Origin of the sequence: Mangrovibacter yixingensis (genome assembly GCF_020523985.1) — a bacterium.
Taxonomy (GTDB): Bacteria; Pseudomonadota; Gammaproteobacteria; order Enterobacterales; family Enterobacteriaceae; genus Mangrovibacter; species Mangrovibacter yixingensis.
This window is the reverse complement of the sequence record NZ_JAIVKM010000013.1, coordinates 26,658-50,459: the sequence shown is the minus strand read 5'-3', so window position 1 is coordinate 50,459 and position 23,802 is coordinate 26,658. Positions and strand designations below refer to the sequence as shown.

The following is a 23,802-nucleotide window of genomic DNA, read 5'->3' as shown; positions in this document are numbered from 1 at the left end:
TTGCGCCGATACAAAAATGCCCGGTTTTTGACCGGGCATTTTTTTTAATCTGTATGGCTTATTTCGCAACCACGAAACGGTCGGCATCGTCCATAAACGCTTTATCGCCAGCCGGTGCTTCAATAGAACCGAAGTTCATTTGTGCACGCAGTTTCCAGCTTGCCGGAATGTTCCAGGTGCGCTGTACATCTTCGTCTACCAGCGGGTTGTAGTGCTGCAGGTTCGCACCAATGCCTTTCTCGGCCAGCGCCAGCCACACGGCGTATTGTGCAATACCGGTGCTGTGCTCAGACCATACCGGGAAGTTGTCCGCATAAGCGGCGAACTTTTCTTGCAGGCCTTTCACGACATTCTGGTCTTCAAAGAACAGCACTGAGCCGGCTGCTGCCGCAAAACCATCAATTTTTTGTGAAGTCGGGGCGAAATGTTCTGCCGGAACAATTTTACGCAGTTGTTCGCGGGTCAGTTCCCAAAATTTAGTGTGTTCTGCACCCAGCAGGATAAGCGCACGAGAACTCTGTGAGTTAAATGCAGAAGGGGCCTGACGAATCGCCTCTTTAATCAGTGCGACAACAGCATCATCAGAAACAGGCAGTGTCTTGCCCAGTGCATAAATGGTACGGCGTTGGGTAGCCAGCGCATGGAATTCTTGTTGCATAATATCTCCCGAACTAGTCTCAGTACCTTTGAATAAGTTAATCAGGCTTTTAATCCACATTTTCTTTAAGGTCAATCTCAAAGTGTGCCATTAACATGGCTGAACCAGAAAAGGCATGGGATCTGTGATGCCTATCTCAATGCCAATTTAATCAGTAAGTTACTTCTTACTTTTTGCTGGTTAACATGGCGTTAGCGGCAGCCTGACGCGCCCTGATGAATAATGATAGTACGCCTGGAGGAGCTTGAGAGAAAACTGAACTATTTGTTGGTGTCTTTCAAAAAATCTGAATTATAACGGCGTCTGTGGTGGTACCTGGCAGGGTTGTAAACAAAAGCACTGTGATAAATGAAACTGACAAATAATATTACCTGTGTTGGCAGTTAATAAAATTAATAATTGAGATGCCTGTCACGCAAAATAATTGCAAAAGTGTGATCTGTTCTCAATAAATGGGCTGTTTACTCCAGTGTTTGTTAATTGTCCGGATATATGGACAGTTTTTAGTATTGTAGCTGTACAAGTGGCTCTCTATATTTATTATCACAGGGCGTTCATAGAAACGGTGCCAGAAATATTAAGCGGTTAATCATATTTATTAATCTGGTCTGTAACTAAAGGTAAAAAATGAAAATGATTACCTCACGACAACACAGATTATTGCGCTTCCTGTTGCAGCAACAGGAATATGCCACGTTACTCAGTTTGGCAGAACAGTTTGCTGTGTCAGAAAAAACTATTCAGCGTGATCTGAATATCATTAATGATTACCTGGCTGAGTGGAATGTTCGGGCAGATAAAAAAGCCGGTGCCGGTGTTTTGCTGGTCGCTGAAAATACGGCCGACCTCCTGCAACTGGAACAGCAGCTCAATGGTGAAAATGATGATGCTGGCGGTATCATGGGCCATGCCCGCCGGGTAAAAATCGCCTCTCAGTTACTGAGCGAGACCCCGAAAGAAACCTCAATCAACAAGCTTTCAGAGCGCTATTTTATTAGTAATGCTTCAATTGTCAATGACTTAAGAATCATTGAAGACTGGATAACCCCTCTGGGGTTACAGTTGATTCGCAGCCAAAGTGGCACCCGTATTAAAGGCAATGAAAATAATGTCCGCCAGGCGATGGCCGCGCTGATTAACGGGTTAATGAACCACCAGGAGCCAGGTACTGTGAACCACTCACGGCTGGACCCTGGTAGCTATAAAGCGCTGGTCCAGTATTTTGGCGAGGAAGATGTCGCTTTTGTTCAGGCACTGTTGCAAGAGATGGAACAAGCACTGGCCTACCCACTGGGCGAACCTTACTACATCAACATTTTTACCCATATTTTGATAATGATGCACCGCCGCACCAGGGGGAATTTACTCGATAACCCAGGCCATGTTGCCCGGCCGCATGTGGAAGACCCGGTATTTATTGTCGCTGGTAACATGGTGGCAAAGATCGAACTACGTATTGGTTTACCCTTACCCGAAGATGAAGTGTGGTTTATCTACCAGTATATTATTTCGTCCGGTGTGCTGGTGATGGAAAACCAGAGTGGTAGCCTGTTACATGCCGAGTTGTTCAGTGATGAAGCCCGCGATATTACATTGCATTTGGTTACGCAGTTTTCACGGTTAATTAAAGCTGAACTCAGCCTTGATCAACAATTATATGAAGGGCTGGTAGTGCATATTCGGCCTCTAATTAACCGGCTTAACTACCAAATTATTATTCGTAATCCATTGCTGGATGATATTAAAACTGAACTGGCGGATATTTATTACCTGACACGTATAGCAGTAGAACAAGTGTTTATTCGCTATACGCCCCGGGCGGTGTCTGACGATGAAGTGGGGTATTTAGCCGTGCATTTCCAGGCCGCCATTGAACGCCAAATTGCCCGTAAACGGGTACTACTGGTGTGTTCTACAGGAGTGGGGACATCTCATTTACTGAAAAGCCGTATTTTACGGGCATTTCCAGATTGGGAGATTGTGGGGGTTGTGTCTTCAGCCACGGTACAAAGCGTTAGCCAGCAAATGGCACCGGACCTGGTTATCTCCACGGTTCATTTGCCCGAAGGTGAAACCCCTGTGGTGTATGTCACCGCATTTTTCAACGATGCGGATATCAGGCGGGTTACCGACAAACTGATAACAGAGAAACTGCACCAGGCCAGCGAGGCTTGTGCAGTGATGCAATCTTGATTCTATTTCTGTGGGAGGTGGTTTATGGATATCACGAAAATATTGAGTGTCAGCCATGTGAAGTTAAATATGGTGGCGAAAACGAAAGAAGAAGTGATTGAAGAATTAACCGATTTATTACTAGCTGATGGCGCAATCACCAACCGTGAAGAATTTATTCGCGATGTCTGGCAGCGGGAAGCTGAAGGGTCTACGGGGTTTGAAAACCATATAGCCATTCCCCATGGTAAATCTTCGGCGGTCAGCCATACCACACTGGCTATTGGGCGTACTCAACAGGATATCCCCTGGGAAACGCTGGATGGCAGCCATGTCCGCTGTATCATTTTATTTGCTGTTCGCCTGGAGGACCAAAATACCACGCATATTCGTTTATTATCACAAGTTGCCAGTGCGCTGGCGGATGATGACGTAATCGCCCGGCTGCTGGCAGAAAATAATCCACAAAATATTATTCAGCTCTTTAGTCAGTATGCTGAAACAGATATCTGCTAACCCTACAAACTCATTATATTTTTACTTAATAGCGGTAGTGAAAATAATGAGAATAACTATCGAGAGTGATTATGAATATTGTTTGTGTTGCTGCCTGTACAGCAGGCATTGCCCATACTTATATCGCACGTGAGAAACTGATCAAAGGTGCAAAACAATTAGGCCACCAAATTAAAGTAGAAACGCAAGGTACTATTGGGACGGAAAATGAATTGCAGCCTGATGATATTGCTCAGGCGGATGTCGTGATTCTGGCAATTGATGTGAAAATAAAAGGTGAGGAACGTTTTAAAAATAAACGTGTGGTGCGTGTTAAAACCGAAGTGGTGATTAAATCACCGGTCCAGTTTATTGAAAAAGTTGAGAAGTCATTAAGCCACGCCTGATCCTCACACTGGAGGGTTTTATCATGAAAGAAAATAAAACACCTGTTTCTCAGGAAATAAAGCGCCACTTATTAACAGGGATTTCCTGGATGATCCCCCTGATTGTTGCTGCCGGGATTTGTATTGCCCTGGGGCAGATTCTGGGCGGGACGGATGTCGGCAAAAAAGTGGATACCATCCCCTGGATGCTCAACCAAATTGGTGGTTGGGGAATGGGGCTTATCGTTCCGCTAATTTGTGCGGCCATTGCCTATTCGATTGCCGACCGGCCAGGTTTTGCGCCGGGGTTAATTGTCGGGTTTGTTTGCGGGCAAATTCACACCGGGTTTATTGGCGGGATGCTGGGCGGCTTTTTAGTGGGCTACACCGTATTGCTGCTCAAGCGTTACATCAAGCTGCCACAGTCCATGCAGGGACTGATGCCCATCATGATATTGCCGGTGTTAAGCACCATTATCAGTGGGTTGTTGATGATGACCTTAATCGGCAAGCCAATAGCCTGGCTGCAGGATGTATTGATTCAGATGCTGCAATCCATGCAGGGCGGTTCTCGCTTTGTGATGGGCGCGATTCTCGGCGCGATGGCGACATTTGATTTTGGCGGCCCGGTGAATAAAACCATGTCGCTGTTTGCCGATGGCATGTTGGTCAGTGGGGTTTATGGCCCGGAAGCCGTGAAATTTGTCGGGTCGATTATTCCCCCGTTCGGTATCACCTTATCGTTCCTGCTGACTCGCCATAAATATACCCGCGCAGAAAAAGAAGCGCTGAAAGCTGCGTTCCCCATGGGGATTTGCATGATAACCGAGGGGGTTATCCCCATCGCCGCAAGGGATTTGTTACGCGTGGTGGCCTCTTGTGTTGTCGCCTCGGCAGTCGCGGGCGGGTTGATTATGGTTTGGGGAGTAGAAAGCCCGGTTCCCCATGGTGGCATGTTTGTGGTGCCGTTATTCACGCATCCCTGGTTGTTCTGCCTGGCGCTGGGCATCGGCACGGTTATCTGCGGTGTCATGTTGTCGATTATCAAAAAGCCAGTCACTGAGCAGGATGAAGAGTTTGACGAACTCTCAGACAAAAAAGTGGATGACGACGAAATTACCTTCACCCTGGAATAAACGGAGCGCGCCATGTTTGCTGAAATGAAAACCCTGGTCGCACAGGCACAACAAGGGCATTACGCCTTGCTCGCCATCAATTGCGTCAATATGGAAACAGCAAGGGCTGCCATTCGTGTTGCTGAACAACACCGTGCACCCATCATCCTGAATCTGTACCAGGCGCATTTAGCGCATTTCCCGGCAGATATCGCCTTTCCTCTGGTGAAATCGCTGGCTGAAAAAGCCCAGGTGCCAGTAACGCTTAGCCTGGACCATGGTAAAGACCCCGGCCACATTCACCGTTGTTTCCGGGCCGGGTTTAGTGGGCTGATGATTGATGCCTCGGCCTTTCCTCTGGAAGAGAATGTGCAACAAACCCGTGCGGTGGTGGAGCTGGCAGCCAGCGCAGGGGTGTGTGTTGAAGGCGAGCTGGGGCATTTGGGGGACGCGCCTGTCTATAACCACGCCACGAACCGCGACCTGATGACCAACCCGGCGGATGTCGCCCCGTTTATTGCCAGAACCGGTATTGACCTGCTGGCGGTGTCTGTGGGAACCGCACATGGCATGTACCCGGAAGGGGTTACGCCAGAAATTGACTTTGACCGGCTGGCTGCTGTTTACCGTGAATCATCGGTGCCTCTGGCACTGCATGGCGGGAGCGGCACGCCATTTGGTGAGCTTGCCCGCTGCCCGCAATTTGGGGTGGCAAAAATCAATGTGGGCGCGGCGGTGTTCGATGCCGGGAAAAACGCCTTACTTCATACCCTTTGCCACGATAAAAACCGCGATATGGATGCGGTAATGGCCGCCATGGAAGAGGCCTGTATGGCTGCTATTGAGCCATATCTGGAAGCCAGCGGCGCTATCGGCAAAGCCTGATTTATTCACTGTGTTACCTGTTATGCCAGCGTAAAACCTGCCTGGCAGGGCTGGCTGTTACCCAAAAATGGAGAATGACGATGTTAGTGTCCATGCAAGAACTCCTGAAATATACCCGCCAACACCACTTTGCGGTGGGGGCATTTAATGTAGCGGATAGCTGTTTTGTGCGCGCTGTAGTGGAAGAAGCAGAGGCCGCAAACGCGCCAGCGATTATTTCGATTCACCCCAGCGAGCATGACTTTGTTGGCGATGCATTCTTTGCTTATGTCCGTGAAATTACCCTGCGCAGCCCGGTGCCCTTCGTGATTCACCTTGACCACGGGGCGTCTATTGAACATGTGCAACGGGCGATTCAGTGCGGGTTCACTTCTGTGATGATTGATGGCTCTCTGCTGCCTTATGAAGAAAACGTGGCGCTCACTCGTGAAGCGGTGCGTCTGGCCCACGCGGTTGGCGTATCTGTTGAAGGGGAGCTGGGCACGATTGGGCAGACCGGCACTTCGGTGGAAGGTGGGGTGTCCAAAGTCACCTATACCGACCCGGCACAGGCAGAAGACTTCGTGAACCGCACCGGTGTGGATACCCTGGCTGTCGCCATTGGGACTGCACACGGTATCTACCCGAAAGGCATGCAACCACAACTGCAGATGCACATTCTGAAAGATATTGCCGGGCGTACTTCCATTCCTCTGGTGCTGCATGGCGGCTCAGCTAACCCCGATGCGGAAATCGCTGAATCAGTCACGTTGGGTGTGGGGAAAGTGAACATCTCCAGTGATATGAAATACGCCTATTTCCAGAAAGTGCGCGAAATACTCGGCAAAGAAACCTGGTGGGATCCCAACGTTATCTACCCTGAGCCAATCAAGGCGGCACGGGAGGTGATCCGCTACAAAATGAAACTGTTCAATTCCGTAGACAAAGCCAGCCTGTACTGAGCAGGGGGCTGGCACAGCGCCGGTTATCTATTGTGTGACAACCGGCCTGAGTCTGATGACAAACCTCATGTCCGCACAGAACGAGAGGATGTCACCCAATAAAAAACCAGGGAAATCAATTTATTGATTTTCGGCTGCTCACTAAAAAGAAGGAAAAACCACGCTTTTTCCTTCTTTTTCATCAATCTGTGGCGTGCTGATGCACGCCGCTTTTGCCTGAAGGGAGGTGAACCATGTTGCAGGTAGGGCTGGATATTGGTGGCACGAAAATCGCGGCAGTGGTGCTGGATAGCACAGGCCGGGAGTGTGGGCGGTGGCGGCAACCCACGCAAAAAGGCAGTTATGAGCAGTTTCTGGAAAGCGTTAGCCAACTGGTGAATACCCTGCGCCAGCAACTTGCACAGCCTTTTTCATTGGGTATTGCGTTGCCAGGCAGTGTGTCGCCGGTTTCCGGGCGCATTCGCAATGCCAATATTTTAGTGCTGAATGGCCAGCCGTTGGCGCAGGATTTGGCTACGCGCCTTGGCCAGCCGGTTACCCTGGCGAATGACGCTAACTGCTTTGCGCTCTCGGAAGCCAGAGATGGTGCCGGTGCGGGGTACAGCAGTGTTTTCGGTATGACATTAGGCACCGGTTGTGGTGGTGGCCTGATTATCAATAACCAATTGATTATTGGTGGATATGGCTCGGCGGCTGAATGTGGCCATATTCCTTTGCCGGGTTACCAGGCAGAAAATGATGGCCCGGCTGTGCGTTGCTATTGTGGGCAAGAGAATTGTGCCGAAAGTTTTGTTTCTGGTACTGGCCTGGCGCGCGGGTATCACTTGCTGGCAGGGGAAGAGGTTTGTGGTGAACAGGTGATAAGCCGTGCCCAGGCGGGTGACGCAGCGGCGCTGCAGCAGGTTGACCGTTTTCGCAGCCAGCTCGCCCGCTTGCTGGCGACGGTAATTAATGTGGTGGATCCGGCTGTGATTGTGCTGGGTGGTGGGTTATCGCAATCCCCATTGTTGCTGGAAGGTGTGGCGCAACAGGTTGCTCCCCGGGTATTTACCGACCACTTCCAAACCCCAATCGTTACCGCACTGCACGGGGCAAGTAGTGGAATGCGCGGTGCCGCATGGTTGGGTGCTGAGCACAATGGCTGGTAACCATACCGGTAACAACACCGGTTACCGTAACGGCATGGCTGCAACGGTTATTACAGGCAACAAAATGAAACGTGATCATGGCAACAATTTGCTGTGATGACCAAAAAAATCGTTGTCTAAACGCGTCAGCTGTGTTTGTATATTTTTTAACGTAAAAATAACACAACACAGGCCCCAAATGACGGCAATCCGCAATGCACAGGCTCTACTACTTACCGCGCTAACCGCCGCGGTAGTGGTCGTCGTGCGTGTGGTGGTGGTCGTCGTCGGCAAAGCGCCGTAGGGTCTGAATCAACGCACGATTCCAAACCCCGCCGGCGCAAACCGGGCGGGGTTTTTACTTCCTACTCGCCCAACAACGCTGGCCCAGAAGAAAAAGGATACTGGAGCATGGCAACAACGGGCAGCAGCACACCGCAACCTCAGCGCATGACAGGCGCGCAGTTAATCGTTCACTTACTGGAACGGCAGGGGATAACTCAGGTTACCGGTATTCCCGGTGGTACTGTGTTACCGCTGTATGATGCATTAAGTGAAAGCAAACAAATTCGTCACATTCTGGCACGCCACGAGCAGGGTGCAGGTTTTATTGCTCAAGGGATGGCGCGAACCCAGGGAAAACCGGCTGTGTGCATGGCCTGCAGTGGGCCAGGCGCAACCAACCTGGTAACCGCCATTGCTGATGCGCGGTTGGATTCAATTCCACTGGTGTGCATCACCGGCCAGGTCCCTTCCGCCATGATTGGCACTGATGCGTTCCAGGAAGTAGACACTTACGGCATCTCCATTCCCATTACCAAACATAACTACCTGGTGCGCCATATCAGCGATTTGCCGCAGGTTATCAGTGACGCGTTCCGTATCGCTCAGTCTGGCCGTCCAGGCCCGGTGTGGGTGGATATCCCGAAAGATATTCAAACGGCGGAAATCGACCTTGATTGCCTGCCTGAACCCGGCATGCGCCAGGGTGCTCCGGAATTTTCGTCTCAGGCAGTGAGTGACGCAGCGGCGATGATTAACCAAGCGAAGCGCCCGGTGCTGTACCTGGGCGGGGGCGCTATTGGTGCCGCAGAGCAGGTACGCCAACTGGCAGAAACCGCTAACCTGCCAACCACCATGACATTAATGGCGCTGGGTACGCTGCCTTCTCATCACCCATTATCTCTGGGTATGCTGGGGATGCATGGCGCAAGAAGCACTAACTACATTCTGCAGGAAGCCGATTTACTGGTGGTAATGGGCGCACGTTTTGACGACCGTGCCATTGGTAAAACAGCCGAGTTTTGCCCCAATGCCAAAATCATTCATGTGGATATCGACCGGGCGGAACTGGGGAAAATCAAACAGGCCCATGTTGCCATTCAGGGGGATGTCAGTGATGTACTGGCGCAGTTACTGCCCCAGGTAATACCGCAACCGCGCACCGAGTGGCGCACACTGGTGAATGATTTACAGCGCGAGTTCCCTACGCATTTCAGCAGTGAAGACCCGTTATCCCATTATGGCCTGATCAATGCGGTGGCACAGTGCGTGGATGATAACGCGATTATTACGACTGATGTTGGGCAACACCAAATGTGGGTGGCGCAGGCTTACCCACTGAACCGCCCGCGCCAGTGGCTGACTTCTGGCGGCCTGGGCACCATGGGGTTTGGCTTGCCCGCGGCGATTGGTGCCGCACTGGCGGAGCCGGAGAAAACCGTGATTTGTTTTACTGGCGATGGCAGCCTGATGATGAATATTCAGGAAATGGCAACGCTTGCGGAAAACGGCCTGAATGTGAAAATTGTGCTGATGAACAACCATGCGTTGGGCCTGGTACACCAGCAGCAAACCCTGTTCTATAACCAGAATGTTTATGCCTGTACCTATCCTGGCATGACACAATTTATGCCGATTGCTGCCGGGTTTGGCCTGGCGACATGCGATTTAAATGCAGCACAAGACCCGCAGGCTGCACTGCGCGAGGCTATATCCCGCCCTGGGCCGTGCCTGATTCATGCCAGCATCGACCCGAATGAAAAAGTGTATCCGATGGTACCGCCAGGTGCGGCCAATACTGAAATGGTGGGGGAATAAACCATGCAACTACAACATTGTGAAGCTGTTATCCTGGAACTCACCGTGCGTAACCATCCGGGCGTTATGTCCCATGTGTGTGGCTTGTTTGCCCGCCGGGCGTTTAACGTTGAAGGGATTTTATGTCTGCCACTGGAAAATGGTGAGCAGAGCCGTATTTGGTTACAGGTGCTTGATGACCAGCGCCTGGAGCAGATGATAAGCCAGATAGACAAACTGGAAGATGTGGTACAGGTTACCCGCCATGAAGCGGACCCTGGTGTGTTTAATAAGCTGGGGCTGTTTTTCCAGTAACGCTTTTCTGTTGGTTCAGGTACCGGCCGGGAGGTTCTCTTCCGGCCGTTCATTTTTTTCGTGATACCCGCTGATTCTGCCCGTTGGCGGTTACGCCGCCAGCTTTATTCGCCTTTCCTCCGCGGTTGTGCAATACACTTCATTCATTCGCGTTTTTAGAAACTTTCACATATGGTAAATCACATATGTTTTTGACTTTAAGACTGTGAAGCGCGACACTGCGTGCCAATTGCAGGAGAACCCAAATGGCACAACTTACCCCGCTGGAATTATTCAAATATCTGTCTGATGAAACCCGTCTGAACATTGTCTTGCTGCTCAGAGAGTTGGGCGAAGTTTGTGTCTGCAACCTTTGCAGCCTGCTGAACCAGTCGCAGCCAAAGATTTCCCGCCACCTTGGTATGTTAAGGGAAAGTGGCCTACTGCTGGGGCGTAAACAGGGGAAATGGGTGCATTACCGTTTGTCGCCACAGATACCCGCCTGGGCGGCTCAGGTCATTGAGCAGGCCTGGTTAAGTGAACAGGAGGCTGTTCAGGCTCTGGCCTGTGCTCAGCGGGCGGAAAAGGGTACAGGCTGTAGCGCGTCGCTTTGTTAAGTGTTGTAGTTTTCATATTCGTAAAAACAGATATATAAGTTGAGCAGTACCTGGTGCTGGCTCATATTTTTTGGTTACTCAGAGCAGCTTTGCTGTTCTGCCTGGAGGGGTTATGTTGCTGGCCGGGGCTATTTTTATCCTGACTATTGTATTGGTTATCTGGCAGCCGAAAGGCCTGGGTATTGGCTGGAGTGCTATGTTGGGCGCAATACTCGCGCTGGTAACCGGCGTGGTGCAACTCAGTGATATTCCTGTGGTGTGGCACATTGTCTGGAACGCGACGGCGACGTTTATCGCCATTATCATTATCAGCCTGTTGTTAGATGAATCCGGCTTTTTCGAATGGGCCGCACTGCATGTGGCGCGTTGGGGGAATGGCCGTGGGCGGTTGTTATTTACCTGTATTATTTTGCTGGGTGCAGCCGTATCTGCGCTGTTTGCCAACGACGGTGCCGCACTGATTTTAACCCCTATCGTTATTGCCATGTTGCTGGCGCTGGGGTTCAGTAAAGGGGCTACGCTGGCTTTTGTGATGGCGGCAGGTTTTATTGCCGATACCGCCAGCCTGCCGCTGGTGGTTTCCAACCTGGTGAATATTGTTTCCGCTGACTTCTTCCGCCTGGGGTTCAATGAATATGCCTCAGTGATGGTGCCAGTAGATATTGCCGCTATTCTTGCCACCCTGGTGATGCTGCACTGGTTTTTCCGCAAAGAGATCCCGCCCGAATATGACCTGGCTCGCCTGAAAGACCCGGCGCAGGCTATTAAAGATAGAGCCACATTTAACACTGGTTGGGTTGTGCTGGTGCTGTTGCTGGTGGGCTTTTTTGTTCTGGAGCCAATGGGTATTCCGGTGAGCGCCATTTCTGCTGTGGGCGCACTGGTGCTGTTTGCGGTTGCGAAACGGGGCCATACCATTAACACCGGTAAAGTGCTGCGTGGCGCGCCCTGGCAGATAGTGATTTTTTCGTTGGGGATGTACCTGGTGGTGTATGGCCTGCGTAATGCCGGGCTGACCAATTATTTATCCGGCATTCTGGACTGGCTCACTGGGCAGGGCCTGTGGGCTGCGACATTAGGCACCGGGTTCCTGACTGCTTTCTTGTCTTCCATTATGAATAATATGCCCACCGTGCTGGTTGGTGCGTTGTCTATTGATGGCAGCACAGCGACTGGCGTTATCAAAGAAGCGATGGTGTATGCCAATGTTATTGGCTGCGATTTGGGGCCGAAGATCACCCCGATTGGTAGCCTGGCGACACTGCTTTGGTTGCATGTGCTTTCTCAAAAGAACATGCGGATAACATGGGGGGGCTACTTCCGCACCGGTATAATCATGACTCTGCCTGTTCTGTTTGTGACGCTGACGGCACTGGTGCTGCGCCTTTCTTTCACTTTGTAATGAGATACTGCTATGAGCAACATCACCATTTATCACAACCCTAATTGCGGTACTTCACGCAACACGCTGGAGATGATTCGTAACAGCGGTGCAGAGCCTGAAGTTATCCTCTACCTGGAAACCCCGCCTTCAAGGGATAAGCTGGTTACATTGATTGCCGATATGGGCATTTCTGTGTGGGCGCTGCTGCGTAAAAACGTTGAGCCGTTTACTGATCTCGGCCTGGAAGAGGGCAAGTTTTCCGACGACCAGTTGATTGATTTTATGTTGCAGTACCCCATTCTGATTAACCGCCCAATTGTTGTTACGCCGCTGGGCACCCGGTTGTGCCGCCCATCTGAGGTGGTGCTGGATATTCTGCCGGGTGAGCAAAAAGGTGCCTTTGCCAAAGAAGATGGTGAGCAGGTGGTGGACAATACCGGTAAACGGTTGAAGTAATAATAAGTTTCAGTAAAAGCTAAGTTTAAGTAAAAAATAAGGGGCAATAGCGTTCTGGTTACTGCCAGCGCCATTGCCCCATGTTGTTAGCCCGCCTGGTCTGCAAAAGGCACTTTGTTGTAGGACCAGGTATCTATCTTTATATCTGATTTCGCGGTGAATGAAGGCCAGTGAAATGTCTTCATAGTGAACGACCAGGTGTAATATTCCGCGCCTGTGTCTTGTATTGTCACTTTCAATGTTCGCCATTTTTCATCGTTGCAATGGGTGTTGCGAGCGAAATCGCGTTCAGTAAAGCAGGCCTTTATTGTCTCCGTAGAAGAAAACGGGATATTGCGAAACGCAGTGCGCCAGGTGCCATCGGCCTCCAGAACAATAAAATCCGCATAGTTTTCTTCCCGCTCGCCACTGTCATAAGCTGATGACCAACTATGAATAAGCGCTATCGCCCGCTGTGTCTTACTCACCTGGTAAATGGCCGGAAACAGTGTCAGGCCGCCTTTGGTCAGACCGTCATGCTGGTAGGCGTCATCGGCATTGCTGTGGCGGTATTGAGCCAGCGCCCAGCTCGCTTCTTGCTGATAACCACCCGGAACACTTCTGATTTTTTTAACCTCTAACTGCGGCGTAACGGCATAGAACAAGTCTTGTGCTTGCGCCTGGCGCCACACAATTAACGGGCTTTCCGGGCCGCAGTCTTCCAATAAGCCAGGGCAAATCGCTGCGAAGTGTTCACTGCTGGCGGGCAACTTTTCTAGTGCGAGTGGTTCAACCTCGGTGGCGAGTGATGTGGCAAATGCAGGTATAGAGGCGGTGAGCAGCAACAGGCTCATTATTTTTTTCATCAGGTTTTTCCTTTTATTCTTCAACACATTCCATGTGAACCGGTTGGGGTAAACCGGGCAGACCCACCGATGGTGATGCAGTGTGGGTAAATGGTAGCTAAATAAACAGGAAGTTAGAGGTGGCAGGGTAAAAAAATGGCTTCTCTGTGGGTTAGAGAAGCCATTAACCAGATTAATTCAATACGGGTTTAGTCAGTGGCAGTTTGGCGGGCTCTGCCATTTCAAACAAATCATTCACTCTGGCTTTTTCTTTGGCATCAGCCTGAATGGCCACGCCACACACCAGGAATACCAGGACATTACCGCCAAGCCCGACAATACCGCTGGTCAGTGAACCCAGTGCCGGAATGTCGTCCGGATAAAACACGGTCAGCACAATCGCGATAATAATCCCGGTGAGCATACCGGTTATTGCGCCTTGCTTATTCCCGAAGCGGGTGAAAATCCCGAAGAATAACGGCACGGCTAACTGAATAATCCCCTGGTAGGAAATCTGTGCCAGTAACTGCAGGCGCGAGTAATTAAAGGTGAAGTAGGCCAGCAGTGCGGCAGCAATAATAAATACCGCCATACCGGATTTCGCCAGAACGGTTAATTGCTTGTCTGTGCGTGGTTTATTCCAGGTGGCAAGGTCATTGGCAAACTGAGTGCCACACACCTGAACACAGCCATCAACGTGCCCAATACTGGCCGCCAGCACGATCACCAGCGCTACACCCAGTAACCACGGGCCGCCCTGGTCAAATAACGCAGTAAAGAATCCATTTTGTGGGTTGGCCTGGACATTCGGATCCTGGCTTACCGCCGTTGCGAACAACATCAGGATGGCGTAAAAACCACCTACCAGAAGAATGGTCAGCAGGGTGCCTTTTTTCACCGAGCGAACACCGCTGGCGGTATAAATACGCTGGAAGCTCATTGGCCAACACATTGAGCCAATCACACCAGTGAAAATCAGGCTGAACATGTACCATGGCCCGTAGTGTGAACCGTTGCTTCCAGGTATCTGCAGCATGTTAGTGGGCAGTGCAGACAGTTGGCTGTAACCATGGTCGCCAGTGAACAACAGCACCACGCAAACCAGCGCACCCAGCCCATAGGCCAGAATACCCTGATACATATCGGTCATAATCAGCCCGCGCATGCCCATGCTGACAGTCCAGTACTGGCGTACCAGGATCAGCGCCACACCAGCAAACAGGCAGGTAGTCACTGCCCAACGGCCGAAGCTTGCAAACTCAACCAGCAGTGCCAGGGCCTGGATGCCCATCACCACCCAAGGGAATACACAGATAATGCCAATAATTGAAGCTACGCGTTTTACTACCGGGCTGTTGTAACGCATGCCGAGCAGGTCTGGCTGGGTGCGCAGGTTAAAGTGTTGCCCCCATTTCCAGGCGCGGCGCGCCATTAAGTACATGGCTGTTACCCCAAGGGTGGAGTAAACCGCACCGTAAAAACCAATCACGCCACTCACGGAAAGGGCAAAAAAAGCGGTAAATGTCGCGCCCGGCCACCAGGAGTTGGTGTAACTCATGGCGATATACCAGGGGCCATATGAGCGCCCGCCGACGGCATAGTCAGAGAACGAGGTGCTTTTTCGGTTTGTGGCATAAAGCACGGCAATCATGACAGCTAAGAAAACGCCAATCAGACCGAAGGTAATCAAGTAATTTGGTTCTGCTGTGCTGATATTCATGATACTTCCTCATCCTCAGGGATTTCGCCAAATGCACATTCTGCGATATACATTACCCATAATCCGATACCCAAAAATACGGCAATAGAAAGCCAGTAAATAATAGGTAATGGGATGCCCAGAAATAACAACTCACTACCGCTCACGCTCAAATAGAGTGGCGGGCACAGAGCCATTAGTAATAATGCAAAAAGATACAGTGCAAATATCTTGTTTTTCATGCTTATTTTGGCGCGAATATTTTCCGCCATCGTAATTGAACTCATAACCCCTCCGGTATTCACAATAAAGAAATGCGTCATCCTTTACAGGCTGCCAGCGAGTATCCTTGCTATGTGTACACACATAACGACAGAACTGTATTTAAACTATCCCCAGATAAGGGGATATTTGTTACCTGGGGAGTTACACGGCGTTTAGCCAGTTCTCCCAGTCTGGGTGGTTTAAAACACTTTTGGCACGTAATTTTTTCCATGCACCGTATTTAGCGAAATCAAAATCAATATCCGCTACATGGTTTTGAATTAATGCCCATGTTGACCACTTCATATCTGCAAGGTATTTATAGAGTTGTACCCGTGCGAATATTTTATTGTCTGATTTGCCATAGTATTCTTCTAATAACTCATGCTCCTGGCGATTGGAATAAAACATTTCCCCAAACCATAAAGCCAGTTCATAGGCACGGTCATTATTAGAAGCATATTCAAAATCAACCAACCGAATATGGTTTTGTGTATTCAACATAAAGTTGCCTGCAAGGGTATCGTTCATGCAGGGGGCCATATCCAAACCGGCCGCTTCCAGAGTCTTCCTGGCGCGGCGGGCATGTTGGTATAACCAGGCGAAATCCGGGTCGACCTGAATCTGTAAACTGCGTACCTGGTCGACATGTTCATCCAGCATATCGAAGACCGTTTTGGTCTGTTTCAGTAACGGCTGGTTATTAAAACTTTTCAACGCGAGTAAGGCGTTAATTCGAATGTCGCGCTGTTGAAAATCCAAATTTGAAGATGTGCGCCAGCCTTCAATAAATTCGAAAATTTCTACGCCAGACTCGCGCAGATAAGCCACAACCGGCACACCGTAGCCGGTATCCGCCGCCTTAATACTGGCTTCATGGGCGGTATCACGGTTGATAAAACGCTCGGTACCTTCGCCTGGAATTTTCACAAAAAAAGCGCAGGGAGAACCGTCAATAGCGACATGCCAGTTTGCATTGGAGATCCCACCACTGACGGGGCGGTAGCGAATAGATTTATTCTGCCACTCAGGCATGCAGGCAATGGCCTGTTCCAGTCGATGTTCCTGGCGGCTCTGTGCTTCTCCGGGTTGTTTACTCATTTGGCATGCTCCGCTGTTAAAGTTAACCAACGTTCAAATCGGGCATCTCGCGCGCTTTCCCGGCAACGTAACTGCATCCATTGCCCAAGCTTGGCAAATTCCAGCCCCCGCGTGCTGGTGTGGCCATTCAGGAACCCCCACAGAGCCCAAAAATAGTCATCCACCATGGCATATAACCGGCAACGTGCGACGTCAGCTTCACTCACCTGGCCTCTCCAGGCTTTGATGGCATCACGCCAGTAGTCATCCGTAGGGAGTTGTTCATGAATCAGTGTGGCAATGTCATACCAGGGGTCGCCATAAGATGCGTAGTCAAAGTCCAGTAAGCGCCACTCTCCCTGGTGGTTGACCACCCAATTGCTGGCAATGTTGTCGCCGTGGATCAGTACCGGGTTAAAAGTCAGGGTGTTGAGTGCCTGCCAGGCAAGGTCGGCACATTCACCAAGGCATAACATGTCATCGGGTAACGTAATATTTGCCTGCTCGCACTGCTTACGCAGGTTCAACATATCTTGCTGGCGAGTGCTGGTTGGTGCTGGCAAGGCTGCAGTATGTAAGGTGTCGAGCACTTTGGTCAGCGCAGCGAAGTGTGCTGGCGTGCTGAATGTATCCAGGTGAGCCCAGTGAAAACTGTCATCCAGCGCTCTAAAAATCAGCGTGCTGGTGGCACTGTCTGCATGGCAAAGTTGTGGTGTAATGCCCAATTCACCCACCTGGCGGCTGATTTGTGCCGAGCGCTGAAAATCAACCAGAGAACGCTGGTCATCAAATAAGACTTTTGCGTAATAGCGCTCGTTATTCAGCTCCACATGAAACCCTGCCCACTCGGTGGCAAGGCGGTGAGGTGACGCAACACCGGCTGGGCCTGGCAGTACAGACGCTTTTTCTCCCGGGCGCCACTGCTGCAGTGCCTGTTCAAGACGCGTCATCATGCTGCTTCTCCTGACTCAGAACGAAAACCGGCCGGGAAGCAAAGCTCGCACAGCATGGCTATCAGAAAATCGAGCCCACGGTGCAGGTCTGCGGTTGCGGTAAATTCCCGTTCGTTATGGGAAACGCCCCCTGTGCTGGGAACGAAAATCAGCGAGCTTGGGCAGTGATAGCTCAGGCTGATGGCATCATGCCCCGCTACGCTGCGCAGAGGCATCGCGCTGAGCCCAATTTTCTCAGCCTGATTCAATGCCTTTTGTGTCAGTGCGGTATCTAGCTGGCGGCAAGGCCGGAACTGGTAGCGGCTTAGGTCAACTTCGGTTGCTGTTGACTGAGCAATCGATTGCATTTTTTGGCTGAAGCTTTCATGTAATTGGTGCAATAACGCTTCATCCGCTGAACGGAATTCGATAAATACTGTTGCTTCACGAGTCACTACATTGGGGGAGTTTGGGGTGGTTTCCAGGCGCCCAACCGAAGTGTGCAGCACATCCGGGTGTTGCCCGGCCGCTTCGCGTACGGCAACGATAGTTTGTGCGGCGGCCAGAAGCGCATCCCGACGAACCTGCATTAATGACGGGCCAGTATGGTTTTGTTCCCCGTGGAAGGTGACTTGCCATTTCAGCGCAGCCCAGGTACCAGTAACCACACCTATCTGTTTTTGTTGGGTTTCCAGGTGAGGGCCCTGCTCGACATGGAGTTCAAGGTAATTGGCGACCGGCAAGGGGAATAATGCGTCGCCGCGATAACCAATCTCTTCTAATGCTTCACCCAGGGTTATACCGTTTGCATCCAGGCAATTCAGTGCGGTGTCCAGCTCAACAGCCCCGGTAAATACCGAGCTGCCAATCAGGCTGGGCTGGAAGCGGGCACCTTCTTCATTGGTCCAGTTCACCACGGCGAGGTTGTATTTTGATTGCTGTGGTAAGTCTTGTAACTGGCGAACCAGTGCAGCAATAGTGCTGGCGGCGGCTGTCACACCATAAACGCCATCAAAACGGCCACCCAAAGGTTGCGTATCCAGGTGTGAGCCACATAACACCCAGGGCGCCCCTTCTTGCAGGGTCATCAGGCCAAAAATATTGCCAATGGCATCAATTCGGACGTCAAAGTCATGTTCGGTGAGCCAGGCGCAAAAGGCATCACGCATTGCTTTGTCTTCCTGGCTTGCAGTCAGGCGATTTAATCCACCGTCAGCCGTGGCACCAATATTGTCACTGGTGGCGAAAAGCGTATCAAACGCCTGATAATCCAGGGTTGTCATCCGCGGCATTGCCGGGATGGAGGATATTGACATGTGCATTCTCCAGACTTGCTACAAAAGCTGCTGACGGTGGCGCGTTAGTCACCAGAGTGTTAACCGCGCTGAACGGCAGCGTATTTACAAACGTACGCAGTCCAAATTTGCCTTCATCTGCCAGGATAACGCTCTGGCGGCAGTGCTGTATCAGCACTCGGCGTAGTAACGCCTCCGGCTCTTCATAGTCCATAAAGCCGTGTTCACGATCTACGGCACCAATCCCCATAAAGGCGATGTCGTAGTGGAATTGCCGGGCAAATTCCAGTGTGTGGCTGCCTATCAATGCGTTGTCATTTTTTCTGACACGCCCGGGCGTGAGAGTGACGCTGTTTTCGCTTTGCTGAGTCAGTATCAGCGCGATATCCAGTGAGTTCGTCACGATTTTCAACCGGGAAAACCGCACCAAATGTTGGGCCAACGCCACCGTGGATGTGCCGGTATCAAGAAACAGCGCCATCCCTTCTTCTACAAGGGTGCTTGCCAGTTGCCCGATGCGTGCTTTGGCACGCGGTTTAATGCGGCTTCTGATTTGCAATGGTTGTTCTTCGCTGGGAACGGGTAAAATCGCCCCACCATGAACTCGCCTCAGCACACCTTGTTCTTCAAGAAACGTTAAATCACGGCGAATCGTCTCTTCGGAAACGACAAACTTTTGTGCTAACTCAACTACGCGTACGCGTTTATCGGTATTGAGTACACGTTTGATCTCATCAAGCCTGGGTTGATTGATCATGCTTATCCTTTTGTCTCAATGGAGAAAGCCGCAGTATACCGATTCTTATGCTAATAACGCTGGCTGATGCTGATCCCAGGGCATCAGGGCTTCCATTGCCGCACAAAATTGCAGCACATCGGCTTCTGCATAACGCCGCCCAATAACTTGTAAACCAACGGGCAACCCTTCAGGGGTGAAGCCACAAGGTATGGTGGCTGCCGGGTTGCCGCTCAGGTTGAAAGGCCAGGTAAAGGGTGTCCAGCGAGCCCATTCCACACTGCTGCCGGAATCGGCCTGGTTTGCTGGTGCGTGGCGGTCGGCGGCAAAGGGTTGTACCGGAATGGTGGGTGTAATTAATAAATCGACCTGGTCGAAGAGTTTATGCACCTGCCCGGCAAAAGCGGCTCGTTGTTTTTGTGCTGCCAGGTAGTCGGCAAGATTAATCTTTTTGGCATGTTCTATGAGCGCGGCAAAACCTGGGTCGAGCTGGCTCATTTGTTGTTGTAACGCTGCGCCGTATGCCACGCCGCGGCCACCAGTCCACAGTGTTTCAAATGTGCTTAATGGGCTTTCCCAGTCCAGTGGCCGGGCAGTCAGCCGAATAGGCAAGTTATGGGCGATGCGCTCGACGGCCTGGTCAACACAGTTGGCAATAGCGCTATCTACCGGTGTACCAAACAGGGTTGGGCTGTAATGGACCCGCATTTCTGGCAACGGGGCATCACAACGTGCCAGCCAGGATTCATTTTTAGCGGGCAGTGCCTGGTGGTCACGGGAATCCGGGCCAGAGAGTAAATCAAACAGTAGTGCGCTATCGCGGACTGTGCGGGTTAACGGGCCTGCATGGCTGAGCATTTCGGTGGCAGACCAGGGCCAGGTGGGAATACGCCCAAGGGAGGCTTTCAGGGCAAATATGCCGCAAAACGCCCCAGGGATCCGCACCGAGCCGCCGCCGTCTGAACCTAATGCTGCGGGTACCATACGGGCCGCAACGCTAATCGCTGAACCTGAACTGGAGCCACCGCTGGTTAACTCAGGGTTCCAGGGGTTGCGACCATGGCCAAAGACCCGTGAGTAACTGGCGCCAGACCAGCCAAATTCTGTGGTGGCGGTTTTACCAATAATAATGGCTCCGGCAGCTTTCAGGCGTTCAATGATGGGCGCGTCTGTGTCCGGAACATTATTGGTTCCTGTTAATGAACCTTTGGTGGTGCGCAAACCCGCCGTGGAAAAAAGATCCTTAATACCAAATGGCACACCGTGAAGCGGGCCACGCAGTTTCCCTTGTTTACGTTCATTATCGCAGGCTTCGGCGTCTTCCAGTGCTTGCTGGTTATAGACATCACCAAAAGCATTTAATGTGGGATTGTGGTTTTTAATTTGCGTAAGGCATGATTCAACCAATGACACACTGCTGCGCTCACCCTGGCGTATTTCCGCCGATGCGGTTAATAAATCAGGCATTTCGGGAGTGTTTTGCTGGCTGTTTTGCATCATTTGCCTCTTTTTCTTGTTTGCTGTCTGAGTTGATAGTGACAACAGTCACGTTTTGATTCAAGCCCGGTTTTTGTTGTTAATGTGGGAAATGTTGTATTTTATGCCTGGGGTAATAAGAAAGAGGAATGATGGGGAATAGGGGAAAATACCAGTAACCAGGGGGGTTACTGTATTTTTAACTGGTGAGCATAGCGCTGTGCAGCGCCAATGCCAGAAAAATGCCCGGATTGTGGGGTAATGCCCGTTTTGTACAGAACCAGTACGAAGCGAAAACCGCAGTGCCGGATAATAATAAAAACGTTTATGTAAAAAACAGGTGGGCAGACAGGCATGAAATAAATACCGGCTTCCCCTGTGAGTACAGGGAAAGCCAGGCCTTTTTTATTCCCCTTCCCCCGGAAACAGGAACGGGTTGATGCTGCTACGGGCGAAGCCTTCTTGCTCCATGCGGGCATCGAGCACCAGGGAAGCCAGGTCATCGGCAACGGCTTCGACGTTCGGGTCTTTTTCCTGGTAGAGCACTTTCAGGTAGGTGCCACAGTCGCCACAGCTTTCCGCTTTAATGGCAGCCTGTTCGCTGTCCAGCGACCAATAATGTAAATCGCGGGTTTGCTCGCAGTTGCTGCATTTTACCCGCACCATGTGCCATTCGGTTTCACACAGGTTGCAGTGCAGGTAACGCAAGCCATTATTGCTACCAATATGCACCATGCTGGAGACCGGCATGCTGCCGCAGACTGGGCAAAACTGGCGGTGTTCGCCATATTCAGCGCGGGCTTTACCCGGAATTAAGGCGGCCATTTGCGCCCAGTAGAGTGATAATGCTGCCCAGATAAACGGTGCTTTATCGCTGCTGACTGCCACAAAATCGCTGGCGAACAGGCTGGTTGCCATGCTTTCCAGTTCCTGTTCTGACGCTTTCTCCAGGTTTTCAATCACAGCCAGTGCCGGGCCGCTCATTTCTGGCTTCAGCTCAGCAATGAGTGAATGCAGGAGTTTATGCCAGTGTTTGTCCCGCGGCAGGGTGTGAATATCCAGCGGCGGTTTACCACTTTCGGCCGCACTGGCAATCAGGTTGGTGAGGTCTATTTCCAGTGGATGGTCGTACAGCACCACTTCCTGAGCATGGGCAATCAGCGCTGCAAAACGCAGGTAATCACCCAGTGGGTTGCTCTCAGCCAGATCACGCAGGCGTTCAGCGCGGCGGTTATAGAGGTTCTTAAGTCTGGGGAATAATAACGGCGGAATCATATCCGCCGTGCGTTTTTCGCTCTTCTCCAACTGATCTTGCGGAATAATGCGAATACTCATTCAGTTGATTTTTCCTGTTTCTGGCGTAATTCGCGGAACCAGCGTGGATGGTGCTTTTTCGCCCAGGCGCTGGAAACCCAGCCTTCCACCATGGCGGTAATTGTCCCTTTCACCCACAGTGCCGCGTAGATATGCACCATGATAACCACAATCAGGGCCACTGCCGCAAATGAATGTACCAGTAATGCGGCACGAATGAGCGGAATCGGGAAGGCACTGGCAAAATAAGGCCGCCAGATAACCACGCCACTTGCCAGCAACAGGAGCAGGCAAATAATCGCCGCCCAGAACACACATTTCTGGCCGAAGTTATACCGCCCGGTATCGCCAACTTCCTCATTTCTCGCAATTTTATGGATGTTTTTTGCCCACAAAATATCGTCGCGATTAATCAGGTTATGGTGCCAGTAACGGAAGAACATGATGATAAACGACGCGAACATCACCACCCCGGCGAAGGGGTGGAGAATACGAGCCAGTTGCGGTGTACCAAAAATGTTCATCAGCCAGTTAAAGGAAGGGAAGAAGAACCCCAACCCACTGACTGCCGCCAGCAAAAAACAGAACGCGGTTATCCAGTGGTTAATGCGCTCTGGTGCGGTGTAGCGCACTATTTTGTCGGACTTTTTCATTGGCGGCCCCCGTTATGGTTACCCTGGTCTCGGTCATCGTCCTCGCCATCATCCTGGTCATCGGCCCGGTTCGGGCCAACACCCACATAGTGGAAAATACTGGCGGCGAAGGTTGCCGCAAAGCCGATAGCGGCCAGCGGTTTCCATACGCCTTTCCAGAATTTCACCGTCGGGCTGATGGACGGGTTTTCCGGCAAGCCGTGATACAGGCCAGGTTTGTCGGCATGGTGTAACACATACATGACGTGAGTACCGCCAACGCCTTGTGGGTCATATAACCCGGCATTATCGAACCCACGGGTTTTCAGCTCGCTGACACGCTCACTGGCGACGTTTTTCATGTCCTCTTTGGAGCCAAAATGGATGGCCCCGGTCGGGCAGGTTTTTACGCAAGCGGGTTCCTGGCCAACAGTAACCCGGTCCACACACAGGGTGCATTTGTAAACCCGGTTGTCGTCCGGGTTCATGCGCGGGACATCGAACGGGCAACCGGCAATGCAGTAACCACAGCCAATACACTGCTCAGACTGAAAATCCACAATGCCGTTGGCATACTGAATGATAGCACCTTCCGATGGGCAGGCTTTCAGGCAGCCTGGGTCGGCACAGTGCATACAACCATCTTTGCGGATTAACCACTCCAGTTTGTCGTTTTGCTCCACTTCGGAAAAACGCATCACCGTCCAGGATTTGGCAGTCAAATCAGCGGGGTTGTCGTACACCCCCACGTTGTGACCGATTTCATCCCGGATGTCATTCCATTCAGAACAGGCCACCTGGCAGGCTTTACAGCCAATGCAGGTGGTGACATCAATCAGCTTCGCCACTTCCTGCTGATGGTCCCGCGCTTGTGGCGCGGGGGTTACACCGTTGGTTGCGGAACGACGAATGATGTCTTGCGATTGATAAGCCATAAATCG

At 51.2% G+C, this 23,802-nt stretch carries 24 protein-coding genes; 12 read left to right on the top strand and 12 right to left on the bottom strand.

What is annotated here, in order from left to right; translation table 11 throughout:
- Positions 1–58: 58 nt before the first annotated feature.
- A complete protein-coding gene (locus LC084_RS22350; RefSeq protein WP_226574358.1) occupies positions 59–658 on the bottom strand; it encodes a nitroreductase family protein in 600 nt (199 codons plus the stop codon).
- Positions 659–1,285: 627 nt separating this feature from the next.
- On the opposite strand from LC084_RS22350, the gene LC084_RS22345 reads away from it, so the two are divergent.
- The 12 genes from LC084_RS22345 (at position 1,286) to arsC (ending at position 12,609) form a co-directional block, all read left to right on the top strand.
- Entirely contained in the window at positions 1,286–2,851 is a 1,566-nt protein-coding gene (locus tag LC084_RS22345) for a BglG family transcription antiterminator (protein ID WP_226574356.1), read from the top strand.
- Between the two features lie 24 nt (positions 2,852–2,875).
- Positions 2,876–3,346 (top strand): PTS sugar transporter subunit IIA, encoded by a 471-nt coding sequence (locus LC084_RS22340; RefSeq protein WP_226574353.1) that lies wholly within the window; start codon positions 2,876–2,878, stop codon positions 3,344–3,346.
- Positions 3,347–3,417: 71 nt separating this feature from the next.
- Positions 3,418–3,732 (top strand): PTS fructose transporter subunit IIB, encoded by a 315-nt coding sequence (locus LC084_RS22335; protein WP_226574350.1) that lies wholly within the window; start codon positions 3,418–3,420, stop codon positions 3,730–3,732.
- A gap of 23 nt (positions 3,733–3,755) precedes the next feature.
- On the top strand, positions 3,756–4,847 hold the full coding sequence (locus LC084_RS22330) for a PTS fructose transporter subunit IIC (protein WP_226574348.1): 1,092 nt from the start codon (positions 3,756–3,758) through the stop codon (positions 4,845–4,847).
- 12 nt (positions 4,848–4,859) lie between these two features.
- On the top strand, positions 4,860–5,711 hold the full coding sequence (locus LC084_RS22325) for a class II fructose-bisphosphate aldolase (RefSeq protein WP_226574344.1): 852 nt from the start codon (positions 4,860–4,862) through the stop codon (positions 5,709–5,711).
- An 80-nt stretch (positions 5,712–5,791) separates the two neighbouring features.
- Positions 5,792–6,652: a ketose-bisphosphate aldolase gene (locus LC084_RS22320; RefSeq protein ID WP_226574342.1), complete on the top strand. Its 861-nt coding sequence runs from the start codon at positions 5,792–5,794 to the stop codon at positions 6,650–6,652.
- Positions 6,653–6,885: 233 nt separating this feature from the next.
- A complete protein-coding gene (locus LC084_RS22315) occupies positions 6,886–7,800 on the top strand; it encodes an ROK family protein (RefSeq protein WP_226574339.1) in 915 nt (304 codons plus the stop codon).
- 390 nt (positions 7,801–8,190) lie between these two features.
- Positions 8,191–9,879: an acetolactate synthase large subunit gene (gene ilvB, locus LC084_RS22310; protein WP_226574336.1), complete on the top strand. Its 1,689-nt coding sequence runs from the start codon at positions 8,191–8,193 to the stop codon at positions 9,877–9,879.
- Positions 9,880–9,882: 3 nt separating this feature from the next.
- Complete coding sequence (ilvN, locus tag LC084_RS22305) at positions 9,883–10,173, top strand: acetolactate synthase small subunit (protein ID WP_226574334.1); 291 nt, start codon at positions 9,883–9,885, stop codon at positions 10,171–10,173.
- A gap of 245 nt (positions 10,174–10,418) precedes the next feature.
- Entirely contained in the window at positions 10,419–10,769 is a 351-nt protein-coding gene (locus tag LC084_RS22300) for a metalloregulator ArsR/SmtB family transcription factor (protein WP_226574332.1), read from the top strand.
- 112 nt (positions 10,770–10,881) lie between these two features.
- A complete protein-coding gene (locus LC084_RS22295; protein WP_226574329.1) occupies positions 10,882–12,171 on the top strand; it encodes an arsenic transporter in 1,290 nt (429 codons plus the stop codon).
- Positions 12,172–12,183: 12 nt separating this feature from the next.
- Positions 12,184–12,609 (top strand): glutaredoxin-dependent arsenate reductase, encoded by a 426-nt coding sequence (arsC, locus tag LC084_RS22290; RefSeq protein WP_226574326.1) that lies wholly within the window; start codon positions 12,184–12,186, stop codon positions 12,607–12,609.
- A gap of 86 nt (positions 12,610–12,695) precedes the next feature.
- Here the strand turns inward: arsC and LC084_RS22285 are convergent, their stop codons facing one another.
- The 11 genes from LC084_RS22285 to fdxH all read right to left on the bottom strand — a co-directional run bounded on the left by LC084_RS22285 (position 12,696) and on the right by fdxH (position 23,796).
- Positions 12,696–13,454 (bottom strand): hypothetical protein, encoded by a 759-nt coding sequence (locus LC084_RS22285; RefSeq protein ID WP_226574324.1) that lies wholly within the window; start codon positions 13,452–13,454, stop codon positions 12,696–12,698.
- A 172-nt stretch (positions 13,455–13,626) separates the two neighbouring features.
- The gene (locus LC084_RS22280) at positions 13,627–15,153 is read right to left on the bottom strand and encodes a sodium:solute symporter family protein (protein ID WP_226574320.1); all 1,527 of its coding nucleotides are present in this window, start codon (positions 15,151–15,153) and stop codon (positions 13,627–13,629) included.
- Positions 15,150–15,419 carry a hypothetical protein gene (locus LC084_RS22275; RefSeq protein ID WP_226574317.1) on the bottom strand — a complete coding sequence of 90 codons (270 nt, stop codon included), beginning with the start codon at positions 15,417–15,419 and terminating at the stop codon, positions 15,150–15,152. Before LC084_RS22275 ends, LC084_RS22280 begins: the two co-directional genes overlap by 4 nt.
- A 139-nt stretch (positions 15,420–15,558) precedes the next feature.
- On the bottom strand, positions 15,559–16,497 hold the full coding sequence (locus LC084_RS22270) for a choline kinase family protein (RefSeq protein ID WP_226574314.1): 939 nt from the start codon (positions 16,495–16,497) through the stop codon (positions 15,559–15,561).
- Complete coding sequence (locus LC084_RS22265) at positions 16,494–17,429, bottom strand: phosphotransferase (RefSeq protein WP_226574311.1); 936 nt, start codon at positions 17,427–17,429, stop codon at positions 16,494–16,496. The genes LC084_RS22270 and LC084_RS22265 overlap by 4 nt, the downstream gene beginning before the upstream one ends.
- Complete coding sequence (locus LC084_RS22260) at positions 17,426–18,724, bottom strand: Zn-dependent hydrolase (RefSeq protein WP_226574309.1); 1,299 nt, start codon at positions 18,722–18,724, stop codon at positions 17,426–17,428. The genes LC084_RS22265 and LC084_RS22260 overlap by 4 nt, the downstream gene beginning before the upstream one ends.
- The gene (locus tag LC084_RS22255) at positions 18,663–19,460 is read right to left on the bottom strand and encodes a DeoR/GlpR family DNA-binding transcription regulator (protein ID WP_226574306.1); all 798 of its coding nucleotides are present in this window, start codon (positions 19,458–19,460) and stop codon (positions 18,663–18,665) included. Before LC084_RS22255 ends, LC084_RS22260 begins: the two co-directional genes overlap by 62 nt.
- A gap of 45 nt (positions 19,461–19,505) precedes the next feature.
- The gene (locus tag LC084_RS22250) at positions 19,506–20,939 is read right to left on the bottom strand and encodes an amidase (protein WP_226574304.1); all 1,434 of its coding nucleotides are present in this window, start codon (positions 20,937–20,939) and stop codon (positions 19,506–19,508) included.
- A gap of 381 nt (positions 20,940–21,320) precedes the next feature.
- Positions 21,321–22,250 (bottom strand): formate dehydrogenase accessory protein FdhE, encoded by a 930-nt coding sequence (fdhE, locus tag LC084_RS22245; protein ID WP_226574301.1) that lies wholly within the window; start codon positions 22,248–22,250, stop codon positions 21,321–21,323.
- Complete coding sequence (fdoI, locus tag LC084_RS22240) at positions 22,247–22,882, bottom strand: formate dehydrogenase cytochrome b556 subunit (protein WP_036110956.1); 636 nt, start codon at positions 22,880–22,882, stop codon at positions 22,247–22,249. The genes fdhE and fdoI overlap by 4 nt, the downstream gene beginning before the upstream one ends.
- Positions 22,879–23,796 carry a formate dehydrogenase subunit beta gene (gene fdxH, locus LC084_RS22235; RefSeq protein ID WP_226574298.1) on the bottom strand — a complete coding sequence of 306 codons (918 nt, stop codon included), beginning with the start codon at positions 23,794–23,796 and terminating at the stop codon, positions 22,879–22,881. Before fdxH ends, fdoI begins: the two co-directional genes overlap by 4 nt.
- Positions 23,797–23,802: the final 6 nt, after the last annotated feature.